The organism is Acinetobacter sp. QJM3NY_42, assembly GCF_056173745.1.
In genome coordinates, this window is the sequence record NZ_CM149689.1 from 992,227 (window position 1) to 1,012,062 (window position 19,836).

18 protein-coding genes are annotated in these 19,836 nt (G+C 40.9%); 11 read left to right on the plus strand and 7 right to left on the minus strand.

Annotated features, from left to right (window positions below):
- Positions 1-72: 72 nt before the first annotated feature.
- Positions 73-468: a DUF3144 domain-containing protein gene (locus AC0VYT_RS04610; protein ID WP_005015077.1), complete on the minus strand. Its 396-nt coding sequence runs from the start codon at positions 466-468 to the stop codon at positions 73-75.
- 108 nt (positions 469-576) lie between these two features.
- On the opposite strand from AC0VYT_RS04610, the gene AC0VYT_RS04615 reads away from it, so the two are divergent.
- Positions 577-1,209: a hypothetical protein gene (locus tag AC0VYT_RS04615; protein WP_005015075.1), complete on the plus strand. Its 633-nt coding sequence runs from the start codon at positions 577-579 to the stop codon at positions 1,207-1,209.
- A 67-nt stretch (positions 1,210-1,276) separates the two neighbouring features.
- Here AC0VYT_RS04615 and AC0VYT_RS04620 read toward each other — a convergent pair whose 3' ends face one another.
- Positions 1,277-2,758: a CYTH and CHAD domain-containing protein gene (locus tag AC0VYT_RS04620; RefSeq protein WP_005015073.1), complete on the minus strand. Its 1,482-nt coding sequence runs from the start codon at positions 2,756-2,758 to the stop codon at positions 1,277-1,279.
- Between the two features lie 318 nt (positions 2,759-3,076).
- Between AC0VYT_RS04620 and AC0VYT_RS04625 the strand changes: the two genes are divergently transcribed.
- The 3 genes from AC0VYT_RS04625 (at position 3,077) to hemL (ending at position 5,505) form a co-directional block, all read left to right on the plus strand.
- On the plus strand, positions 3,077-3,457 hold the full coding sequence (locus AC0VYT_RS04625) for an Mpo1-like protein (protein ID WP_005015072.1): 381 nt from the start codon (positions 3,077-3,079) through the stop codon (positions 3,455-3,457).
- A 72-nt stretch (positions 3,458-3,529) separates the two neighbouring features.
- Positions 3,530-4,159: a thiamine phosphate synthase gene (gene thiE / locus AC0VYT_RS04630; RefSeq protein WP_005015071.1), complete on the plus strand. Its 630-nt coding sequence runs from the start codon at positions 3,530-3,532 to the stop codon at positions 4,157-4,159.
- A gap of 44 nt (positions 4,160-4,203) precedes the next feature.
- Positions 4,204-5,505, plus strand: a complete 1,302-nt coding sequence (hemL, locus tag AC0VYT_RS04635; RefSeq protein ID WP_005015070.1) for a glutamate-1-semialdehyde 2,1-aminomutase — start codon at positions 4,204-4,206, stop codon at positions 5,503-5,505.
- Between the two features lie 105 nt (positions 5,506-5,610).
- On the opposite strand, the gene AC0VYT_RS04640 is transcribed toward hemL, so the two are convergent.
- Positions 5,611-6,393 carry a hypothetical protein gene (locus AC0VYT_RS04640; RefSeq protein ID WP_005015069.1) on the minus strand — a complete coding sequence of 261 codons (783 nt, stop codon included), beginning with the start codon at positions 6,391-6,393 and terminating at the stop codon, positions 5,611-5,613.
- 186 nt (positions 6,394-6,579) lie between these two features.
- Here AC0VYT_RS04640 and AC0VYT_RS04645 point away from each other — a divergent pair, with 186 nt between their 5' ends.
- The 3 genes from AC0VYT_RS04645 (at position 6,580) to rapA (ending at position 11,057) form a co-directional block, all read left to right on the plus strand.
- Positions 6,580-7,074 (plus strand): hypothetical protein, encoded by a 495-nt coding sequence (locus tag AC0VYT_RS04645; RefSeq protein ID WP_005015068.1) that lies wholly within the window; start codon positions 6,580-6,582, stop codon positions 7,072-7,074.
- A 359-nt stretch (positions 7,075-7,433) separates the two neighbouring features.
- Complete coding sequence (locus AC0VYT_RS04650; RefSeq protein ID WP_005015067.1) at positions 7,434-8,078, plus strand: RluA family pseudouridine synthase; 645 nt, start codon at positions 7,434-7,436, stop codon at positions 8,076-8,078.
- Positions 8,079-8,219: 141 nt separating this feature from the next.
- Positions 8,220-11,057, plus strand: coding sequence for an RNA polymerase-associated protein RapA (rapA, locus tag AC0VYT_RS04655; RefSeq protein ID WP_010700104.1), 2,838 nt, complete (start codon positions 8,220-8,222; stop codon positions 11,055-11,057).
- Between the two features lie 60 nt (positions 11,058-11,117).
- Here the strand turns inward: rapA and AC0VYT_RS04660 are convergent, their stop codons facing one another.
- Both AC0VYT_RS04660 and fabR read right to left on the minus strand, forming a co-directional pair.
- The gene (locus AC0VYT_RS04660; protein WP_005025291.1) at positions 11,118-11,507 is read right to left on the minus strand and encodes a hypothetical protein; all 390 of its coding nucleotides are present in this window, start codon (positions 11,505-11,507) and stop codon (positions 11,118-11,120) included.
- A 175-nt stretch (positions 11,508-11,682) separates the two neighbouring features.
- Complete coding sequence (fabR, locus tag AC0VYT_RS04665) at positions 11,683-12,378, minus strand: HTH-type transcriptional repressor FabR (RefSeq protein WP_005025294.1); 696 nt, start codon at positions 12,376-12,378, stop codon at positions 11,683-11,685.
- Between the two features lie 137 nt (positions 12,379-12,515).
- Here fabR and AC0VYT_RS04670 point away from each other — a divergent pair, with 137 nt between their 5' ends.
- A complete protein-coding gene (locus AC0VYT_RS04670) occupies positions 12,516-13,571 on the plus strand; it encodes a flavin reductase family protein (RefSeq protein ID WP_005015062.1) in 1,056 nt (351 codons plus the stop codon).
- Positions 13,572-13,590: 19 nt separating this feature from the next.
- Positions 13,591-14,703, plus strand: coding sequence for a fatty acid desaturase family protein (locus AC0VYT_RS04675; protein WP_005404239.1), 1,113 nt, complete (start codon positions 13,591-13,593; stop codon positions 14,701-14,703).
- Positions 14,704-15,072: 369 nt separating this feature from the next.
- On the opposite strand, the gene AC0VYT_RS04680 is transcribed toward AC0VYT_RS04675, so the two are convergent.
- Positions 15,073-15,774: an SIMPL domain-containing protein gene (locus AC0VYT_RS04680; protein ID WP_005015057.1), complete on the minus strand. Its 702-nt coding sequence runs from the start codon at positions 15,772-15,774 to the stop codon at positions 15,073-15,075.
- A gap of 469 nt (positions 15,775-16,243) precedes the next feature.
- Here AC0VYT_RS04680 and AC0VYT_RS04685 point away from each other — a divergent pair, with 469 nt between their 5' ends.
- Together AC0VYT_RS04685 and AC0VYT_RS04690 are read left to right on the plus strand one after the other, a co-directional pair.
- Positions 16,244-17,617 carry a diaminobutyrate--2-oxoglutarate transaminase gene (locus tag AC0VYT_RS04685; RefSeq protein ID WP_005015055.1) on the plus strand — a complete coding sequence of 458 codons (1,374 nt, stop codon included), beginning with the start codon at positions 16,244-16,246 and terminating at the stop codon, positions 17,615-17,617.
- 3 nt (positions 17,618-17,620) lie between these two features.
- A complete protein-coding gene (locus AC0VYT_RS04690) occupies positions 17,621-19,153 on the plus strand; it encodes a pyridoxal phosphate-dependent decarboxylase family protein (RefSeq protein ID WP_005015054.1) in 1,533 nt (510 codons plus the stop codon).
- 104 nt (positions 19,154-19,257) lie between these two features.
- Here the strand turns inward: AC0VYT_RS04690 and AC0VYT_RS04695 are convergent, their stop codons facing one another.
- A complete protein-coding gene (locus AC0VYT_RS04695; protein WP_005015053.1) occupies positions 19,258-19,737 on the minus strand; it encodes an Lrp/AsnC family transcriptional regulator in 480 nt (159 codons plus the stop codon).
- Between the last annotated feature and the right edge of the window lie 99 nt (positions 19,738-19,836).

Here is a 19,836-nt window from a genome sequence, read left to right on the forward strand (position 1 = left end):
TGATGAATCATCTTTTTATTCTAGATAAATCTGTAAATATAAAAAAAGCCCCGCAGGGCCTAAACAATGATTTCAATGGTCATGCTTGTGATCATGTTTATGAGTATGAAACTCCTCATTTTTACGAAAACGCAAATAGTTTTCAAACTGTTCGCAATATTCATCAAAGTTATCTTCCAGCATCATTTGAAACTGCTGAATCAGATAAGACATAACCTGTTCTTTCGCTTCACGCATCTCGTTGCCATCTTTAAAATTGTTAGCTGCAACCCATGTGTTAAAACGGGCCGCAGCAAATAACATGGCCGCACTAACCTGACCACGAAGTTCTGCAGGATTGGCTTTTTCACCTTTGGGAGGACGGCAAAATTCATTGGCCTGTCTAATAAATTCATCGGCACGTTCAAAGAAAGCAGCATTTAACACTTCTTCTTCGGTAACATCCGTTGCTTGAATCTTTTGAGACATGACATTTTCCAACTCAAAAATTTAATGTTCTATTATAGGCAAAGCCTTGCAGAAACTGAACCTTTGTCTTAATCTAAAAATAGCCTAAGCCTAGAATGAGGTAAACTCATGCAAGATGCCATTGCTGTACAAAGTCTGAAAAGTGACATAGCTTTATTACGCCAGCATATATGGCCACCTAATCACCTAGAACATGTGGAAAGCTTGCCTATTTACTATGGTTCAAAATCTGAAGTGGCAGAATATTATCAGCAGTGGCGAGGCTTAATCGAGCGTGCTCAAGAAATGTTCCAGCCTTTTATGGAAGATGAAATCTTAGATGCAATTCATCTGCCCAGTCATTTAAATTTACCGCTTTTTTTCTTTCATGTAGACCGGATCCGTATTAATAAAACCCGCGCCAAAGAGTCTAAAACGTTTCGCGGTGTTGCCAGTCTGGTAGAGAAATGTGGCCAGTTCGAACCTGAACAGGTATTCGCTATGAAAGAGTGGCTGGAAAGTGATGATACCGCTGCACTGGTAGCACATCGTGAGTTTATTGACCTGCGTACCTATGTATTTCAGCACGGCCAGAGTGAATATACCCGTACCCGGTTTTATGTAAATGGCATTGTGCTGAGTGTAGAACCTGACTTTAAACTGGTAGATGCCCGTGACAAGCCACGCAAACAGCGCAGTGACAGCTATAGTGATCCACTGGCTGATAACGGGGTGTGGAAAATCTACGGAAAATATCGCTAGTTAATACATGCTGCCCAATCCTGAGCAGCATTTAAAATCAATATGATATAAAAAATTTATCTCAAGACTATGACCAGAAGGTTTGAGCAGTGCAGAATTTTTCTAAAGCTTGAGCTGCCTCACGTAAAGCAGATTCCTGTCTGGCCTTAACCCAGCCAGCGGCATACCAGGCAGTAGGTTGCTGTGCAGCTGCGTTACGGAAAACCTCTTCTGCAATAATTAGATCATTATAATGCCCGAGAGCCTCCTGCACCGGACGTAGCTGCTTTAGATAGTGCTGGACCTCTTTTTCAGAATATAAGCTGCTCACAAATTCAATACCATAACGTAAGCGTTTAGCGCGTTTGCGGGTACGGTGCCGTTCTTCAGCTTCGAGCTGCATAAATTGCGATGCATCATGTACGATCTGCTGATGCATTTTCTCCAAACGTTTTTTAATCTTTTTCTTTACTTTAGTGGACTTATGCTGGTTTTCATTAGCAGAGCTGCCTGTATATGCAAAAGCCATCAGGTCGAGCAATGTGTTCATTACCATGGCTGAACGTACCACTGATCCAGCAGGATGTTCTGAATCATCAGATGCTGAGGGTAATTCAATAGTAATTAAACCTTCCTGGACAATCTGAGGCAGAATGTCTGCTTCTACTACATCGCGGTCACGTGCTGAACCAAGCTGGCTGAAGAGCTTACTCAGATTTTCTTCCCAGACAGGGTCTACAGCATCAGACCAGTTACTAAAAATCTTGAGAGCACTACGCAATCTGCGGATACCTACACGCGCCTGATGAGTATGTTCGGCATCAGCAACCTCTGCAGCAACTGCTGCCAGGTTCGGTAAAATTTGATCGAGACAGTTGGCCACGATTTTTCTTAAAACAGTATCAGTACTGTCTTCTTTCGATAATTCAATAGACTTGGCATGTACTGCTTTGGAGGCTTTTTGACCGAGCGCCAGTAGCGTGCCCCGTTCAGCTTTACTTCTAACATCGAGCCAGAGTTGATATTTCTTGATCCAGCCTTGTGCAAAATGAATCAGGCTTTCAGCAGGACCCTGTTTAAGTTCGAATTCAACTTCGTGAATAACATCAATATCATTTTGGGTACGGACTTCTCCCTGGTCGAGACAAACTTCAATTTCTGCATTATTAAAGTTAAAAATCCGGTAGATTCGCTGCACATCAGTTTCAAACTGTAATTCTAGCTCGGTTACCTGGTTCCCCAGTATATTTTCCAGAAGAGTTTGAGCTTCAGGATGTTCTGCAAAAAAATTCAGATCAGGAAGTTCAGGCTCTTCACTACATATACCAAGATCAACTTCTGCTTCAATACGATGCAGATGATTTTTACCAGCTGCCTTAAAAGTTTGAACCCAGTCTTCACCTTCCTTACGTAGCCGCAGCGCCATCCCATTTTTAGAAAGTAATCGTTCTGGTGTATCAAAGTATTTGGCTTGCAGATGAATAGACTGTGCAGTATCTGGTTGCAAAGCCTGCTTGAGTGATTTTTGTTGAGCCTCAGGAATTTGAAATTTTAATTCGATTTCCAGCATTGAACAGTCTCCGAGTTCTCAATCACGCTAAAAAAATAGTGATGTAAAATTTTAATCAGATCAGCTCTACCAGCTGAACAGCTATAAACATGAATTTTGACTATGACATAAAAAAAAATAAACTACCAAATTTCCGGATTTAAAATAATATTATTAATTATTTGATTATAATAATTTATTTTTATTCATATATAAGCATATTGTATCTTTTTGCTATCTTGAATCTATGAAAATTACAATTCAAAACGCTCAGCTTTATTTTGCTCAAGAAATGCAGTAACGTGAAAGAAAATAAATAACCGGTATCAGGATGATTCCATGACAACAACACATTCACCCCATGAACTAAGTACAGAAATCAAATATCAGCTGCCAATACGTAATTATCACGAATTTTATAGGTTCTATCTGACAGAGCACCGTAATATTATGAGCCGACGTCTACATGTAGCTGGGAGCAGTACAGGTTTATTGCTGCTCGGTGTAAGTTTGGTTAAATCTAAAAAACGTTATCTTCCACTTGCTTTGCTGGCTGGTTATGCTTGTGCCTGGGTAGGGCATTTTATGTTTGAGAAAAACAAACCTGCCAGCTTCAAACAGCCCTTATACAGCTTTATTTCAGACTGGCGTATGTTTGCCGATGTCGTGCGTGGTAATTTAAGTCTAAAAGATCGCCGCTACGATAAAATTGACTCATAAGCAGAGCTGATAAAAGTCTGAAATTTGTTATACTTTATTGATATTTTTATTTAAATTTAAAAGTGAGGTTTTATGCGCGGTCTATATCTCATTACCAATGATGATCCAATTGAGCTCTTACTGGAAAAATTGGAGGCTGCGCTAGCCACTCATCAAATTGAAATATTGCAGTACCGTCGTAAAAAAGTAGAAAAAGCTGACCAATTGCATGAAGTGGAACGGATTAAAGCCCTATGCGATTTTTATAAGGTTCCTTTGGTGATTAATGATGATATTAGACTGGCAGCACAGTGTGGTCTAGGTGTGCACTTGGGGCAGACCGATGGTGAAATTATAGAGGCGAAAACTCAGTTACCAGAAAATATGATCATTGGCCGGACTTGCGCTAACTCTATTGAACTGGCTGAACAGGCAATTGCAGATGGGGCAACCTATATTGCATTTGGTGCAATTTATGCGACTTACAGCAAACCTGAAGCAGGTAATATCGGGCTGGAAACTTTAAAGCTGGCACGCCAGAAGTTTAGTCTGCCTATTTGTGCCATTGGGGGGTTAAAGGTTGAAAATGCTCAGCCTGTGATTCAAGCTGGAGCAGATCTTTGTGCAGTCATTAGTGATATATTGGCATTGCCGGCCGAAGAAATTCCAAGCCGCGTACAGGCATGGGCTATTTTATTTGCAGAGACCCAGCCTGCTATATAAGCTGAATATTTTAATTTTATTGTGATTATTAGTTGAGACCTTCCATGAGCTTATCTCCAAAGCAAGAGCAGTTATTCAAGCAAGCCAGTAAACATATTCCGGGTGGCGTAAACTCTCCGGTGCGTGCATTTAATGGTGTAGGGGGAACGCCGGTCTTTATTAAAAAAGCTGCAGGTGCTTATCTTTGGGACGAAGATGATAAGCGTTATGTTGACTATGTAGGCTCATGGGGTCCAATGATCCTGGGTCATGCACATCCAGATATTATTCAGGCAGTACAAAATGCCGCTCAGGATGGTTTGAGTTTTGGCGCGCCTACTGTTCATGAAACTACACTGGCAGATATTATCTGTGAGATTATGCCATCTATTGAAATGGTGCGTATGACCAACTCAGGTACAGAAGCTACCATGACCGCGATCCGTTTAGCTCGCGGTTATACCGGTCGAGACAAGATTGTTAAATTTGAAGGCTGTTATCATGGCCATTCGGATTCATTACTGGTAAAAGCAGGTTCAGGTTTGTTAACCAAAGGAGAAGGTGAGCCAACCTCTAAAGGTGTACCAGCAGATTTTGCCAAACATACCTTAACTCTGCCTTATAACAATATTGCTGCTTTAAAAGACTGTTTTGCAAGATTTGGCCATGAAATTGCTGGTGTCATTGTAGAACCGGTTGCAGGGAATATGAATCTGGTTAAGCCTATTGATGGTTTCCTGCAAGCAATCCGTGATGTCTGTGATGAATACAAGTCCGTATTTATCATTGATGAAGTAATGACAGGTTTCCGGGTTGCTCTAGGTGGTGCACAGGCTTATTACGATGTTAAGCCTGACCTGACTACACTGGGTAAAATTATTGGTGCCGGGTTACCCGTAGGTGCTTTCGGCGGAAAGCGCGAAATTATGCAATGCATCGCGCCTTTGGGTGGGGTATATCAGGCTGGTACATTATCTGGTAATCCGCTTGCCATGCGTGCTGGTATTGAAATGTTTAAAAATTTACGCCAACCGGGTTTTTATGAAAATCTTACAGTTAAACTCGAAAAACTGTTAACAGGTTTACAGCAAGCCGCAGATGAGATTGGTATACCTTTTAAAACCCAGCAGGCCGGCGGTATGTTTGGTCTGTACTTTACTGATCAGGAAGATATCACCAGTTTTGATTCAATGCTGGCCTGTGATGTAGAAGCTTTTAAAAAGTTTTTCCACGGTATGTTAAAACGTGGTGTTAATCTTGCACCTTCTGCTTTTGAAGCTGGATTTATCTCGGCAGCCCATAGTGATGAAGATATAACTTTTACTATTCAGGCAGCAAAAGAAACATTTGAAGAAATGAAAGCTTAACAGTTTTGAAGTCATGCAGGAACAACCCGACTCTGGTCGGGTTGTTCAACCTATTTGCTCATGTGTATTCTCAGTAAAGCAGAAATAATAGATTTTTTATTTAATCTATTCGTCAAAATCAAAAATTTCTAACGACTCTACGTAGGGTAAAATAAGATATTGATGAGCAAGTAAATGCTGTTTTAATTGTATATAGCCTATTTGACTAGACTGATAAATTTTCTTTAGTTCGTTCAGAAGTTCATCTATTTTGCTTTCATTAAACCTTGTGGTTTTAATAAAAAATAATAAACTTGCGCCTAGACCTATATACTCTAAGCCAAAATTTTGATCTAAGTGCTGAATCAGGCTAAAGGTCTCAAAAGGATTTAAATCACCAGCAAAGTAGCCATTAAGTTGTGCTGCAAATTTATAAGTTTCATTGGTAGTATCCACCAGTTTTACTTGAATAATTTCATCTAGAATCTGTTCAGGATATTTGTTGATTTTAATTAGAAGAGATAAATCCTGCTCACTATAATTGAACTTATTATATAGCCTGTTAATCTCTATTAGATGTTCAGGTTTTAAAAGTTGCTGGATATGATATTGAAACTCAAAGGGTTTGACATTATCCCAACTACTGTCCAGATCATCTTTAACAAGTTCAGTGGTATCGAAATATAGTCTGTCTTCCATGGACGCATGCATGGAAGTGTATTCACATTGTCCAATATCTTCTAAAAGAAAAAGTACTTTTTTGACAGAATTTTGTCTTTTAAGTTGGAAATATAGATCAAAGAGAGCTTGCCAGGATTTAACTTCATGAACAGTAGCAAAGCATATTAATTCCTGCGCCTCATCATTTATAAGAGGATCCTTTTTATTTTCAATATAAAGCGTGACCATAATAATATTTTTAAATTAATCTGTTTGCTTGAGAGATTTATATCATAAAAATAATGATCTCTAACTGAATAATACTAGCGTAAAAAATCCTCAAATTTATTAAATAACTGATATCTGAAATTTCTAAATTCTAATCCGGCCCATCAGTTATTATAATGAATGCTTAATTCTTCTAAAGAGTCCTTAATGCTGTACGCGATGCCCAAGAAAATCCAGCTTGCCCGATCTCAAGCCAAATGGCAAATTTCATCATCAGGCTCGGTTTTGGTACTGGTTGGACTACATAATTTAAAAATGCAGGCTATGGTTCAGAAAACTGATCTTATGAGTAATCTTGTTCAAATCAATAATAAGGCTGTAACTTTAAATATTCCTGTGGTCGACCTGTATGGCGATGACCTGATACAAGGTATGCAGCAGCTTGGTGAATATACTTCCACTCATCCCCAGTTAGTCTTCGCAGGACAGGTAACACCGATGCTCAAACAGATTCTGCCGCATCTGCAAAGTGTGACGGATCAACTCTGTATTGTGGATGATGCCATCTTGCTGGCTAATCAGGAACAGCATATTCAATGGATAGAAAATATCTCGAAAGAAGGTTTGCACCATATGAACAGTTATAGTTTAACCCGGCTTTGGGATTTGAGTGCTCCATCAAGTTATATAGTTTCAAGCTGAGAAGTCATAGCTACAGTAAAGGCGCTGGAGACAAAATGGCTCAAAAGGAAGGCGCTGAAGATTAATCCATAGACTGATTTAAAATATAATGGCTTGAATGCTGTTAACATGATGAGGTTATTAAATATATGGTGTGCATGAGGATGCGAGCGTTTGTCAGGCAGATCTATTTAAATATAGTTTCCTAAGTGAATTGCTCGATTATATTTTGCAGTTAGCAAAAATTTTGGCTCTGATTGAGCAGTTTTCTTAACATAATCGGAAATTTCATCACCAATTGCTTAAATGCGCATTGTAATTATTCGCCAAGATTTCTATTATTGCCGGCTTGTTTTTAAATTCGCGATCGGAATAAAGCATTGGGTAATTTTCTAGCCGAACACCTGATTCATCGTGATGAAGACTTTATGGTAATTCATAAACCATCAGGCATACTCAGTGTTCCCGGTAAAGGTGAAGCATTGTCTGACAGCGTTCTGACACGTCTGGTCGCAATTGAACCTAAAACACTTTTAATTCATCGTCTGGACCGGGATACCTCGGGTATTCTGGTTTTCGGTTTATCCCGGCGTGGACAAAATTCAATTGCCAGACAATTTCAGGAACGCCAGACGACAAAAACCTATCAGGCGCTGGTAGCAGGGCATCTGCAAGGTGAAGGAACTGTAGATGTTCCTGTTGTTTATGATCCAGCTCATCCGCCTTTGCATATTGCAGATGCTCATCATAATAAGCCAGCATTGACACATTGGCAGGCAATTGAGCAATTCGAAATAAACGGTCAGCAGGTGACGCGTGTCAAACTGGTTCCAGTTACCGGTCGTTCGCATCAGCTTCGTGTACACATGCAGTATCTTGGCCATGCTATTGTTGGCGATACCTTATATGCAGATCTGGAGCAGCAACAGTTGATGCCCCGTTTATGCCTGCATGCCGAGCAGCTGGGATTTGCGCATCCGCAGACCGGTGAGGCTTTAAATTTCTATTGCCCGGTCCCATTTTAAATAAAATACAGATTTTCGAGATTTATTAGAGTTCTCCTTCGGGCGAGCTTTATGCCAAAATACATTGCTTAAAGACTACATAAACATACTCAAAAACTATCGGGTTTGAGTTTTAAAATGTAGTGCTAACTTGAAATAAAGGTGGAAAAATTGCAGCAGTTCGCTATTGGTCAACGTTGGTTATCAGATACAGAGACAGAACTCGGTTTAGGTGTTCTTATTGATGTTGATGAGCGATCGATCAGCATTTTATTCCCAAAAAGCGATGAAACTCGTGTTTATGCGCGAAATAATGCACCATTGTCCCGTATCATTTTCAATATTAATGATGAAATTCAGGATCAGGAAGGCCATAAATGGCTGGTCGAGTCGCTTGAAGACCGCCACGGGGTAGTTCGTTATAATGTTGTCCGTACCTTGGAAAATGGTGAACAGGAACGCAAAGCGCTGAATGAAACCCGTGTAGGTGCCCAGATTCAGCTTTCCAAGCCTTTAGACCGACTGCTGGCTAGTCAGATTGACTATAAAGAGTGGTATGACCTGCGTATTGAAGCACTCATCATGCAGGCACAAATGCAGACCAGTCCGTTACGAGGGCTGATTGGGCCCCGAGTCGGGCTTATTCCTCACCAACTCTATATTGCCCATGAAGTAGGACAACGCTTTGCACCACGTGTTTTACTGGCCGATGAAGTCGGATTGGGTAAAACAATTGAGGCTGGCCTGATTATTCACCAGCAGCTTAAAACTGGTCGTTCTGAACGTATTTTAATTCTAGTACCGGATTCACTGCAATATCAGTGGATGATTGAAATGCGTCGCCGTTTCAATCTGCAATTTTCGCTATTTGACTTAACCCGTACTGCCGCGATCAAGGAACATGATCCTGAGTTAAATCCGTTTCTGACCGAACAATGCATCATTGCCAGTATTGATCTGATGATTGACCATGATGACCTGCGTGAACAGGCGGTAGAAGCCGGCTTCGACTTACTGGTTGTCGATGAGGCACATCACCTGATGTGGAGCGAGGAAGAAGGCGGGAATGACCGTTACGACCTGATTGAGGAACTGGCTGAAAAGACCCCGGGCGTGCTGCTATTAACCGCAACACCTGAGCAGTTAGGGGTAGAGAGCCATTTTGCTCGCCTACGTCTGCTTGATCCTCAACGTTTCAGCTCACTTGAACGTTTTCTGGATGAAGAAGCGCAGTACCAGCATACAGCCCAGATTGCTGAAGTCTTAATGTCTGATGAGCCGCTTTCTGAACAGCATTTAAATGCTGTTCAAGACCTGTTGGGCCACCAGATTGAAGACCAGCCTGAACAGCGTTTCCGGGCCATTCACGAGTTACTTGACCGGCATGGCACTGGCCGTATTCTGTTCCGTAATACGCGGGAGGCCATCCAGGGCTTTCCTGGTCGTGACTGCCGTCCGGCACCATTGCCAGCACCTGAAACCTGGTCAATGGACGGTAAACTTCGCGAACAGATGTGGCCGGAAGAAGGTCAAATCGATGGCGCATGGATGGAAAGTGATCCGCGCGTTGCATGGTTAATGGAAATGCTGCGCAAAGATTTGAAACATAATAAGGTGTTGCTCATTGCTCGCAGCGGACCTGTAGTTGAAGCGTTGGAAAATGCGTTACGTCTACATGCAGGTATTCGTACAGCCATGTTCCATGAAGGCATGAGCCTGCTGGAACGTGACCAGGCTGCTGCATATTTTGCTGAAGAAAGCTATGGTGCGCAGATTCTGCTCTGTTCAGAGATTGGTTCTGAAGGGCGGAACTTCCAGTTTGCATCTGACCTGATTTTATTCGATTTGCCTGCGAATCCCGATGTTCTGGAACAGCGAATTGGTCGTTTGGACCGGATAGGTCAGCAGAACCGTATCCAGATTCATGTACCTTATCTGGTGGGTACAGCTCAAGAGCGTATGTTCCGCTGGTACAATGAAGCATTGAATATTTTTAGTAATATTTCACCAGCTGCACAGACTCTGCAGGAAAACTTTATTGTTGAGCTGAAGGATTGTTTACTGTCTGATCAGGGGCAAACCTTTGAGGATTTACTGGAAGAAGTGAATGTACAACGTCAGGCACTGGAGAGTGAACTGCAGGCTGGTCGTGACCGCTTGCTGGAATATAACTCTTGTCGGCCAATTGTTGCACAGGAAATTGTTCAGGCACTTGAAGATTATGATGACAATACCACTTTGCCAATGTTTATGAAGCGTTTTATGGCTTCAACCAATATTGATTTTGATGAGCAAAGTAATGGTACAGTAATCATTAAACCAACTGACCAGATGCAGGTTCAAGGTCTGACTCTAGATGAAGAAGGCATGACTGCAACCTTCTATCGCGATCAGGCCCAGATCCGTGAAGATGCTCAATATCTGACACTTGAGCATCCATTTACTGAAAGTGTAATGGAAGTGATCCGTACACAGTCTTTCGGGAGTACCAATGTTGCAGTACTTAAGTCGAATGCATTAAAGCAGGGCTCAGTATTGCTTGAAATATGGTTTAAGGTCGATGTAGTAGCGCCAAAGGCATTAAATTTACAGTCAAGCCTGCCAAAACAGTTAGTACGTGTATTACTGAGTGAAAATGGCCAGGATTTATCTGAAAAGATTGATCCTTCGATTTTGAAACCTTATCTACATCATCTGGATGGTAATAGTTGCCGTCAGGTGGTCAAGGCACGCCGTGAAGTCATTGATGCACGTTATAAACAGGCGCTGGATATTGCCAGAGTTGCATTGCCTGAGCTTAAGCAGCAGGCAAAAGAAATTTATGGTAGCAAATGGCAGTATGAAATTGACCGTCTGAGTTATCTGAAACAGTTTAACCCTAGTATCCGGCAGGATGAGATTGAACGATTGCAAAAACTGCAGAGAGAAGGCTTGAACTTGCTTGATGGCCTATCGGTTACGCCAGAAGCAATTCAGGTGCTGGTTGTAGTTAAACCTTAAAAATATTTAAAGAAAGAGCTTCCTTGGTAGAGGCTCTTTCTTTGTATAAGTATTTTGTATTTATGTCTGAGGTAACTGAAACAGGCAACGCCCCAGCTGCTCTATTTCATGGTCAAATTCATATTCACTATTTAGCATGCGATAACGGTTCTTTAGACCTGCATAGGCAGGATGAGCTGCATCTACATACACCCAGACATGTGATCGGGCTGGAAGGGTTGCTAAATTAACTGCTTCTAATGCTGGCCGTTTGATGGCTATAGCTATAAAAGGATTAATATAGGCATAGGACAGGGCATAATCTGCCTCCTGTTCAGAAGCAACAATAATATCTGCGTCAAATTTCTCACAGTTTTGATGGATAGTTTCTAAAATACAGGATTGAGGCTGAGATAAATCCAGTTGTATATACTGCTGCCGAAGTTTAGGGAAAGTATTGATCAGGCGCATTTCAGCTCCTTTAAAACTCACCAGATGGATTTTTTATAGCTGTTTTTACCGCAAACAACTACAAGGAAAGCGTAAATAAATGCAGTAAATATTTTAAATAACCAGACTTAAACTGAATTTTCGGAAAGAAGAAAGCGGCCTATTTAGCCGCTATTTTCACTGCTCTATAAAAAGATTATCGAATTTTTGATTCATCCAGATGACGGGCACCTTCAAGAATCATTCTGATCATGATCATAGTTTGCTCGGCAATTTCCTGCCGGTCACTTGATGGCAAATTAATAACCTGTGCACCCATATTAAACACCAGCTGTGTTATAGCTTTTGCTGCTATATCTGGATGTGCCATATTGCTATGATTTAAGCGTTCCAGTCGCACCAGATCTTCCTGGAGTTCTTGCTGGAAAAAGTTGAGCTGTCGGTCAACTGCTGCCTTATAAGATTGTGAACCGGTATAACCTTCGCGTAATAGCAGGCTGAGGTTACCTTCATCTGCATCTAACTGCTCTATAAATACGTTCACTGAACTTCGAATAATACTGCTCTGTTTCAGAGCCTTAAGACGTGCCTGGTGTAGAATCTGACGTAATACAATACCCGAACGTTCAATCAGGGCAATTGCCAGTTCATCAATATCCTTGAAATGCCGATAAAAACTGTTAGGTGCAATTCCTGCTTCACGCGCAACTTCGCGCAGACTTAAAGAAGAAATACTTTTTTGTGGACCAATCAGATTTAAAGCCGCCTGAAACAGTTCTTCCTTGGTAATGGTTGCTTTTCTCCCGACCGTACGTACAGGCATTTTTTCATGCAGAACAGTTTCTGCATGAGTATCTAGCTCTAGTTCGGCCGAAATTGAAGATGCGCTCATATATTTCAATACATTGAAAGAGTGATTCTATTATAGCGGTAGAGCGTAACGTTGTGAAACGAATACAGCAGATAAACTTATATACAAATGTATATACATGTGTATAATAATTAAAAACCACAGAGTTCAGATGTACTATGCAAGCTCTAAAAAAGCAACATTCGCCTTTATCCTTTTTAACTAGTTCCGTATTCGATACGGATGCAGCAAATTTCTGGCTAAAGAAACTAAATCCTTTATGGTCAGTTAACCAGTCATTAGGCCAGATTGTGTATAAAGAAAAAGCGGCAAATGGCATATTCAGTCTGAAAATAAAATGTAACCGACATTTTCGTATGGGGCAGGCGGGTCAGCATCATCCCGTATTTATAGAAATAGATGGGCGACGTTATGAACGTAGTTACAGCCTGCACCGTATAGATGAGCAGCATGTCTTATTAACTGCAAAACAGGTTGAACAGGGCGTAGTGAGTAACTGGCTGGCTGAACATGCTCAAGTAGGCGATCTGGTCGAATTCGGCCAACCCTATGGCGATATGATATTACCCGAAGCTTCAAATTTGGTGCTGCTGGCAGCTGGTAGTGGTATTACTCCAATGTTAAGCATGATTGAAACGTGGGCAAAGCAGCCTGATGCTCTAGCTAAAGTTCAGTTGCTGTATTGGGTTAAAGATTATGAAGATGCAGCTTTTGAAGAAAACTTTAAAAAAGTTGCTGAGAACAATGACAATTTCAGCTTTCAGATTTTTTATACTCAGCAGACAGACCAGCGTTTAAATACTGAACATTTGTCTTTGGTAAGCCAGCCTGAACAGAGCGCGGTATACGCATGTGGTCCATCAGGTTTTGTCTCTCTGGCTGAAGAGCTATTCAGTCAGGCAGTGCTATTCAAAGGTGAGGCATTCAGTTTAAGTCAGGCTGATTCTTCTGATACAGGTTTCGTAAATATTACTTTGCTACAAAGCGAGAAAACAGTCGCCATCCCAAAAGGTCAGTCTATTTTGGCAGGTTTGGAACAAATGAACCTTAAACCAAAACATGGATGCCGTATGGGTATTTGTAATAAATGTGCATGTAACAAAGTGCAAGGTTCAACTAGAAATCTTGTGAATGGTGCTGAAAGTACCGAGCCTGGAAACCTGCTGAAACTTTGTGTGAATTCCGCACAGACTGACCTTGTTATTGATCTTTGAGTGAGTTTGCATTATGAATATGTCAGTAAATTTTTCTACAGCAAAACCTATAAAAAACCAGTTTTTTAAAAATCCTAAAAATAGAGAGTTAACTGCAGATGAAATGAATCAGCTCGCCAAAGAGCTGGATGCCATCAAGCAGGAAGTATTAGATGATATTGGCGAGAAAGATGCCAAATATATTCGTCGTATTTATTCAACTATCCGCTATACCGGTGCAGCTGGACGTGCACTATTGTTTGCTGGCTGGTTTCCACCTGCTTGGGTATTGGGCACTGGCTTGTTAAGCCTTTCCAAAATTCTGGAAAATATGGAACTTGGCCATAATGTTATGCACGGTCAGTATGACTGGATGAATGATCCGAAATTCAATGGTCCAAAATATGAATGGGATATTGTAGGGACTTCTGAAAACTGGCGTCAGACACATAACTATAAACATCACACCTATACCAATATTAAGGGTATGGATGATGATATCGGATATGGCTTGTTGCGGTTATTTCCAGAACAACGCTGGAAACCAGGCTTTTTATTACAGCCCCTATATAGTATTCCATTCTGCCTGTTGTTCCAGTGGGGTGTCGCTATCCAGAATCTTGAGATTGGTAAAGTCTGGATGAAGCGCAAATCAAAAGAAGAGTTTAAAGAAGAGTGGAAACCGTTACAGAAAAAAATTACTAAACAGTTGTTCCGAGATTATGTATTTTTCCCGCTAATTGCCGGACCAGCAGCATTACCTGTATTTACAGGTAATCTGGTAGCGAATGGTGTGCGCAACATCTGGACCTTCAGTGTAATTTTTTGCGGACACTTTACCAAGGATGTGGAAGTTTTTCCAAAAACTGTTCTGAAAGATGAGAGCCGTGGCCATTGGTATATGCGTCAAATTCGTGGCTCATCAAATCTTAAAGGCTCAGAAGCATTTCATATTTTAACAGGCCATTTAAGCCATCAGATTGAACACCATCTGTTTCCAGACGTACCTGCACGCCGTTACCGTCAAATGGCGCCTAAGGTTGAAGCAGTCTGTAATAAGTTTGGTCTGAATTATAATAATGCCAGTTTAGCCAAACAGTTTGGTCAAGTGGTGGGGCGTATAGTTAAATATGCTTTTCCCTTTAAGAAATAAAGTTAAAACAGTTAGTCCCAGATATTGTAAAACCAATTCAAGCGTCTGTTTAACTCTTACAAAGGCTATCTAAAGATAGCCTTTCTTATTTTCTGAAATTCAAGTTTTATTTTCTGTAAATAGAGAATACTGATGAATATATTCAAGGTTGAGAAGTATGACGAATTAACCTTCAATGACTCTTTAATTCATTTATATTTTTTAAAGTTAATATAGGAATTTTCAGATATTTATATAAGCCTTAGTTTTCTTGGTCTCTATGTAAAAATAATTTTTAAAATTTAATATCTAGAAAGAAAAAACCGGTGTTAGTGTATAAAAAAATGCCCGAAAGAAATTAACTTTCAGGCATTGTTAGCAAAAAATAGATTATCTGAACTGAATGGTACCGTTAGCATTAACTGTAACTTTAGATTCACCAGCGGCAACATCCTGTACAGGAGCTGCCTCAGCTGTAGCAAATTTTGCCATACTGCTGCGCATTAAAGGCTGGGGGAAATAATTATTGGTATTCAGGTTTAAACTAACCAGATTATATGAGCCTTTATTCCATGCTTGCGAGAGCAACTGTGCACGCTGCTGAAAGTTTTTGGAAGCTTCTACCATCAGCTCATTTTCAACTTTTTTGCGCTGCGCATCGGATACCGTAAAATTAATTGATTCTGTCTGGAATTGTTGCTGCAGTTCACTAATGAGCTGGCTGGTCATACGAAAATCTGTACCTTCCAGCTGAATTTCTGCACGACCACGCCACTCTTTGAGTTTACGACTATCATTGTCATATACCGGATAGGTTGTTTGTGAACCTGTTTCTACCTTAACCTGCGGATATTTACGCGCAATATTCATGGCCCAGTTCATTAACTGATTAATCTGTGCTGAAAGCTCGGCAGGCTGTTTATTACTTTTTTCTATAAAAAGTATGGCATGCATTTCATCATTTGAGATTTGACGGCTCGCTTCGGCCTGAATATTGACCAGGTTATAATTCAGTTTCTCATTTTCCTGAGCGAAAATATGAGTACTAAGAGCAGCAGTGGTAACTAAGGTGGCAAGAGCAAGATAACGCATGAGAAAGCCTTTTGTTCGTTTTAGAAAGTTTTATTGCTTTATATAAATATATTAATGATAACAAATGTTGAATTTTTGAAGAAATCGTAGTGGCTTTGTAATAGCCTATTCAACATTTTATAAAAAATATTTAAGGATAAATTTTTTATTATCAGTATTTTAGTAAAGTAATAGCTTGCAATCATGAGTTGACCATTATATATAGTTGATTTGGTAAATTCTTGAGCGTGTCACATACTCAATAGATAATTTTATTTAGTGCTTAACCTCTACGTTTTTTCCAATAAAACGCGGTTATGAAAGTACACAAAAAATGTTTTTTTTCTTTAAAAATTAGGTATCATCGCGCTCCTAGTAATAAGATATTAAAACCTTGTGTCTTCACTAGATTCTTAACAAGCACCGAGTCAAAGGACCAAAAGTCACCAGACTTATTTTCTTTTACCCTTATCAGAGATGGTAATCCGATATGAGCGTTACTTCTGTAAACCCTGCCACCAATTCCACCAACGAATATTATTTGACTCGCCAAAGTCAGATGGAATCGAATGTACGTAGTTATCCGCGCAAATTGCCGTTAGCGATCGCACAAGCACATGGTTGCTGGGTTACCGATGTGGAAGGTACAAAGTACCTTGATTGTTTAGCTGGGGCAGGTACATTGGCTTTAGGTCATAATCATCCTGCGGTGATTCAAAGTATCCAGGAGACACTTGCAAGTGGTCTTCCATTACATACACTGGATTTAACGACTCCTTTAAAAGATGCTTTTACTGAAGCACTACTGGCATCTCTGCCAGGTGGTCAGGAAGCTTACTGTTTACAGTTCTGCGGTCCATCAGGCGCCGATGCAACTGAAGCAGCGATTAAACTTGCAAAAACCTATACTGGTCGTAGCTCTGTTATCAGTTTTTCTGGTGGCTATCATGGCATGACACATGGTTCACTTGCCATGACAGGCAACCTGTCTGCTAAAAATGCAGTCAATGGTTTAATGCCGGGTGTACAGTTTATGCCGTATCCGCATGAATACCGTTGCCCATTGGGTCTAGGTGGTGAAGCGGGCGTAGACGCTTTAACTTATTACTTTGAACAGTTTATTGAAGATGTTGAAAGTGGTGTTACCAAGCCGGCGGCTGTTATTCTTGAAGCAATTCAGGGTGAAGGTGGCGTAGTTGTTGCCCCAACTAAATGGTTGCAAAAGATTCGTGAAGTGACTGAAAAACACAATATCGTGTTGATTCTGGACGAAGTTCAGGCAGGCTTTGCGCGTTCAGGTAAGATGTTTGCCTTTGAGCATGCTGGAATTGAACCTGATGTTGTGGTGATGTCTAAAGCAGTTGGCGGTAGCTTGCCACTTGCAGTTTTAGGTATTAAGCGCAAGTTTGATGCATGGCAGCCAGCAGGCCATACTGGTACATTCCGTGGTAACCAATTGGCCATGGGTACAGGCCTTGCGTCACTTCAGGTTATTCAAGAGCAAAATCTTGCACAGAATGCTCATGATCGTGGTGAGTTCTTGCAGTCTGAACTGAAAAATCTGGCAGCTGAATTTCCATGTATCGGCCACGTACGTGGTCGCGGCTTGATGATCGGTATTGAAATCGTTGACGAGCGCCAGCAGCCAAATCATATTGGTGCTTATCCTGCTGATGGTCAACTGGCTGCTGCAATTCAGGCAGCGTGTTTTAATCATAAACTGCTGCTTGAAAAAGGTGGTCGTAACGGTACAGTAATTCGTTTACTTTGTCCGCTGATCATTACTCAGGAAGAATGTGTAGAAGTAATTGCTCGCTTTAAGAAAGCAGTTGCTGAAGCTCTTGTTGCAGTTCGAGGCGTATAATTCATGGTAGATTTTGCAGAACACCGTAAAGCGTTACTCTGCAATGATGCTCAATCCATTGCTGACTATGAGTCAGCAATGGAACAGGCGACTAAAGCCGTAGCAGCATGGTTGCAAAACGATAAAATGTATACTGGCGGCAGTATCAAGGAACTCCGTGAAGCAATCGCCTTTCATCCTTCTAAAGAAGGGTTGGGTGTACAGAAATCGCTTGAACGTATGGTTGAGCTTTTTCTGAATAAAAGTCTGAAAGTACACCATCCACATTCGCTGGCGCATCTGCATTGCCCAACTATGGTGGCAAGCCAGATTGCTGAAGTACTCATCAATGCAACTAACCAGTCAATGGATTCATGGGATCAAAGCCCAGCCGGATCATTGATGGAAGTGCAACTGATTGACTGGTTACGCCAAAAAGTAGGTTATGGTTCAGGTCAGGCAGGTGTATTTACCTCAGGTGGTACACAATCAAACTTGATGGGCGTATTACTTGCGCGTGATGCCTGTATCGCGAAAAACTGGAAAGATGAAAACGGTAATCCGTGGTCTGTTCAGCGTGATGGTATTCCTGCAGAAGCAATGCGTAATGTCAAAGTCATCTGTTCTGAAAATGCACATTTCTCTGTGCAGAAGAACATGGCAATGATGGGGATGGGTTTCCAGTCAGTAGTCACTGTTCCTGTGAACGAAAATGCCCAGATGGATGTCGATGCACTGGAAAAAACCATGGCTCACCTTCAGTCTGAAGGCAAGATTGTGGCATGTGTAGTGGCAACCGCAGGTACAACCGATGCCGGTGCAATCGATCCTTTAAAACAGATCCGTGAAATTACCAATAAATATGGTGCGTGGATGCATATTGATGCAGCATGGGGTGGTGCACTGATTCTGTCTAATGATTATCGCTCTATGCTAGATGGTATCGAGTTGTCTGATTCTGTGACACTCGATTTTCATAAACATTATTTTCAAACCATTTCTTGTGGCGCGTTTTTGCTTAAAGATGAAGCGAACTACCGTTTCATGCACTATGAAGCAGAATACCTGAACTCAGCTTATGATGAAGAGCATGGCGTGCCGAACCTGGTGTCTAAGTCTTTACAAACAACACGTCGTTTCGATGCGTTGAAATTATGGATGACGGTTGAAGCACTGGGTGAAGAGCTTTATGGTTCAATGATTGATCATGGCGTGAAATTGACACGTGAAGTAGCAGACTACATCAAAGCAACTGATGATCTGGAACTTCTGGTTGAACCACAATTCGCATCAGTATTGTTCCGTGTTGTTCCAGCAGGATATCCAGCTGAATTTTTAGATGCATTGAACCAGAATGTAGCAGATGAGCTGTTTGCCCGCGGTGAAGCTAATATTGGCGTAACTAAAGTGGGGCAGGTTCAGTCTCTGAAAATGACGACCTTGAGCCCGGTAGCAACACTAGAAAATGTAAAGAATTTACTTGATCTGGTTTTAACCGAAGCTGACCGAATCAAGGAATCAATCCAGCAGGGTAGTTATACTCCGCCGATTGCCTAAACATTGTTCCTATAAAAAGCCGGTGTCTATGATACCGGCTTTTTATTATGGTGGATTAATAATCTGGAGTTTCTCTCGTCATAGATTTTTTCGTATGGAGTAATTTAGGAAGTATAGGAGGGAACTTTATTCTTGAGCATAAATTGATTCTGTTCTTTAAATTTTTTCAAAACAATGTAAGATTTTATGTGACCAATAAAATCACAAGATAATAACTTTTCTGTCACAAAGTGCGAAAGTTGCTCCAGATTTTCTGCTACTACTTTTAAAATAAAATCTGCATCACCACTTAAAGAAAAAGCATCCTGTATGCATTCTTCACTTTCAATCAGCTCCTGAAATGCTAGCTGGTTTTTGGCCTCATGTACTCTTAAATTTACATGTACCATTGCGGTAACTTCAAGGCCTAAAGCTTGCTGGTGAATACGCGCGGTATACCCGATGATGATTCCTTTCTGTTCTAGAAATTGCCGTCTGCGCGAGCATTGTGATGCTGACAGTCCAATAAGCTCACCCATTTCCTGATTGGTCAATCTGCCATTTCTCTGCAGCGCCTGAATGATTTGCCAGTCAAATTTATCCATTATATGCACCTTATTCCTTTATGATACACATATCATGTATTTTTATTAAAATCCGTTTCGATTATGCATGAAATATAAGTTTTAGATGAAATATTATCT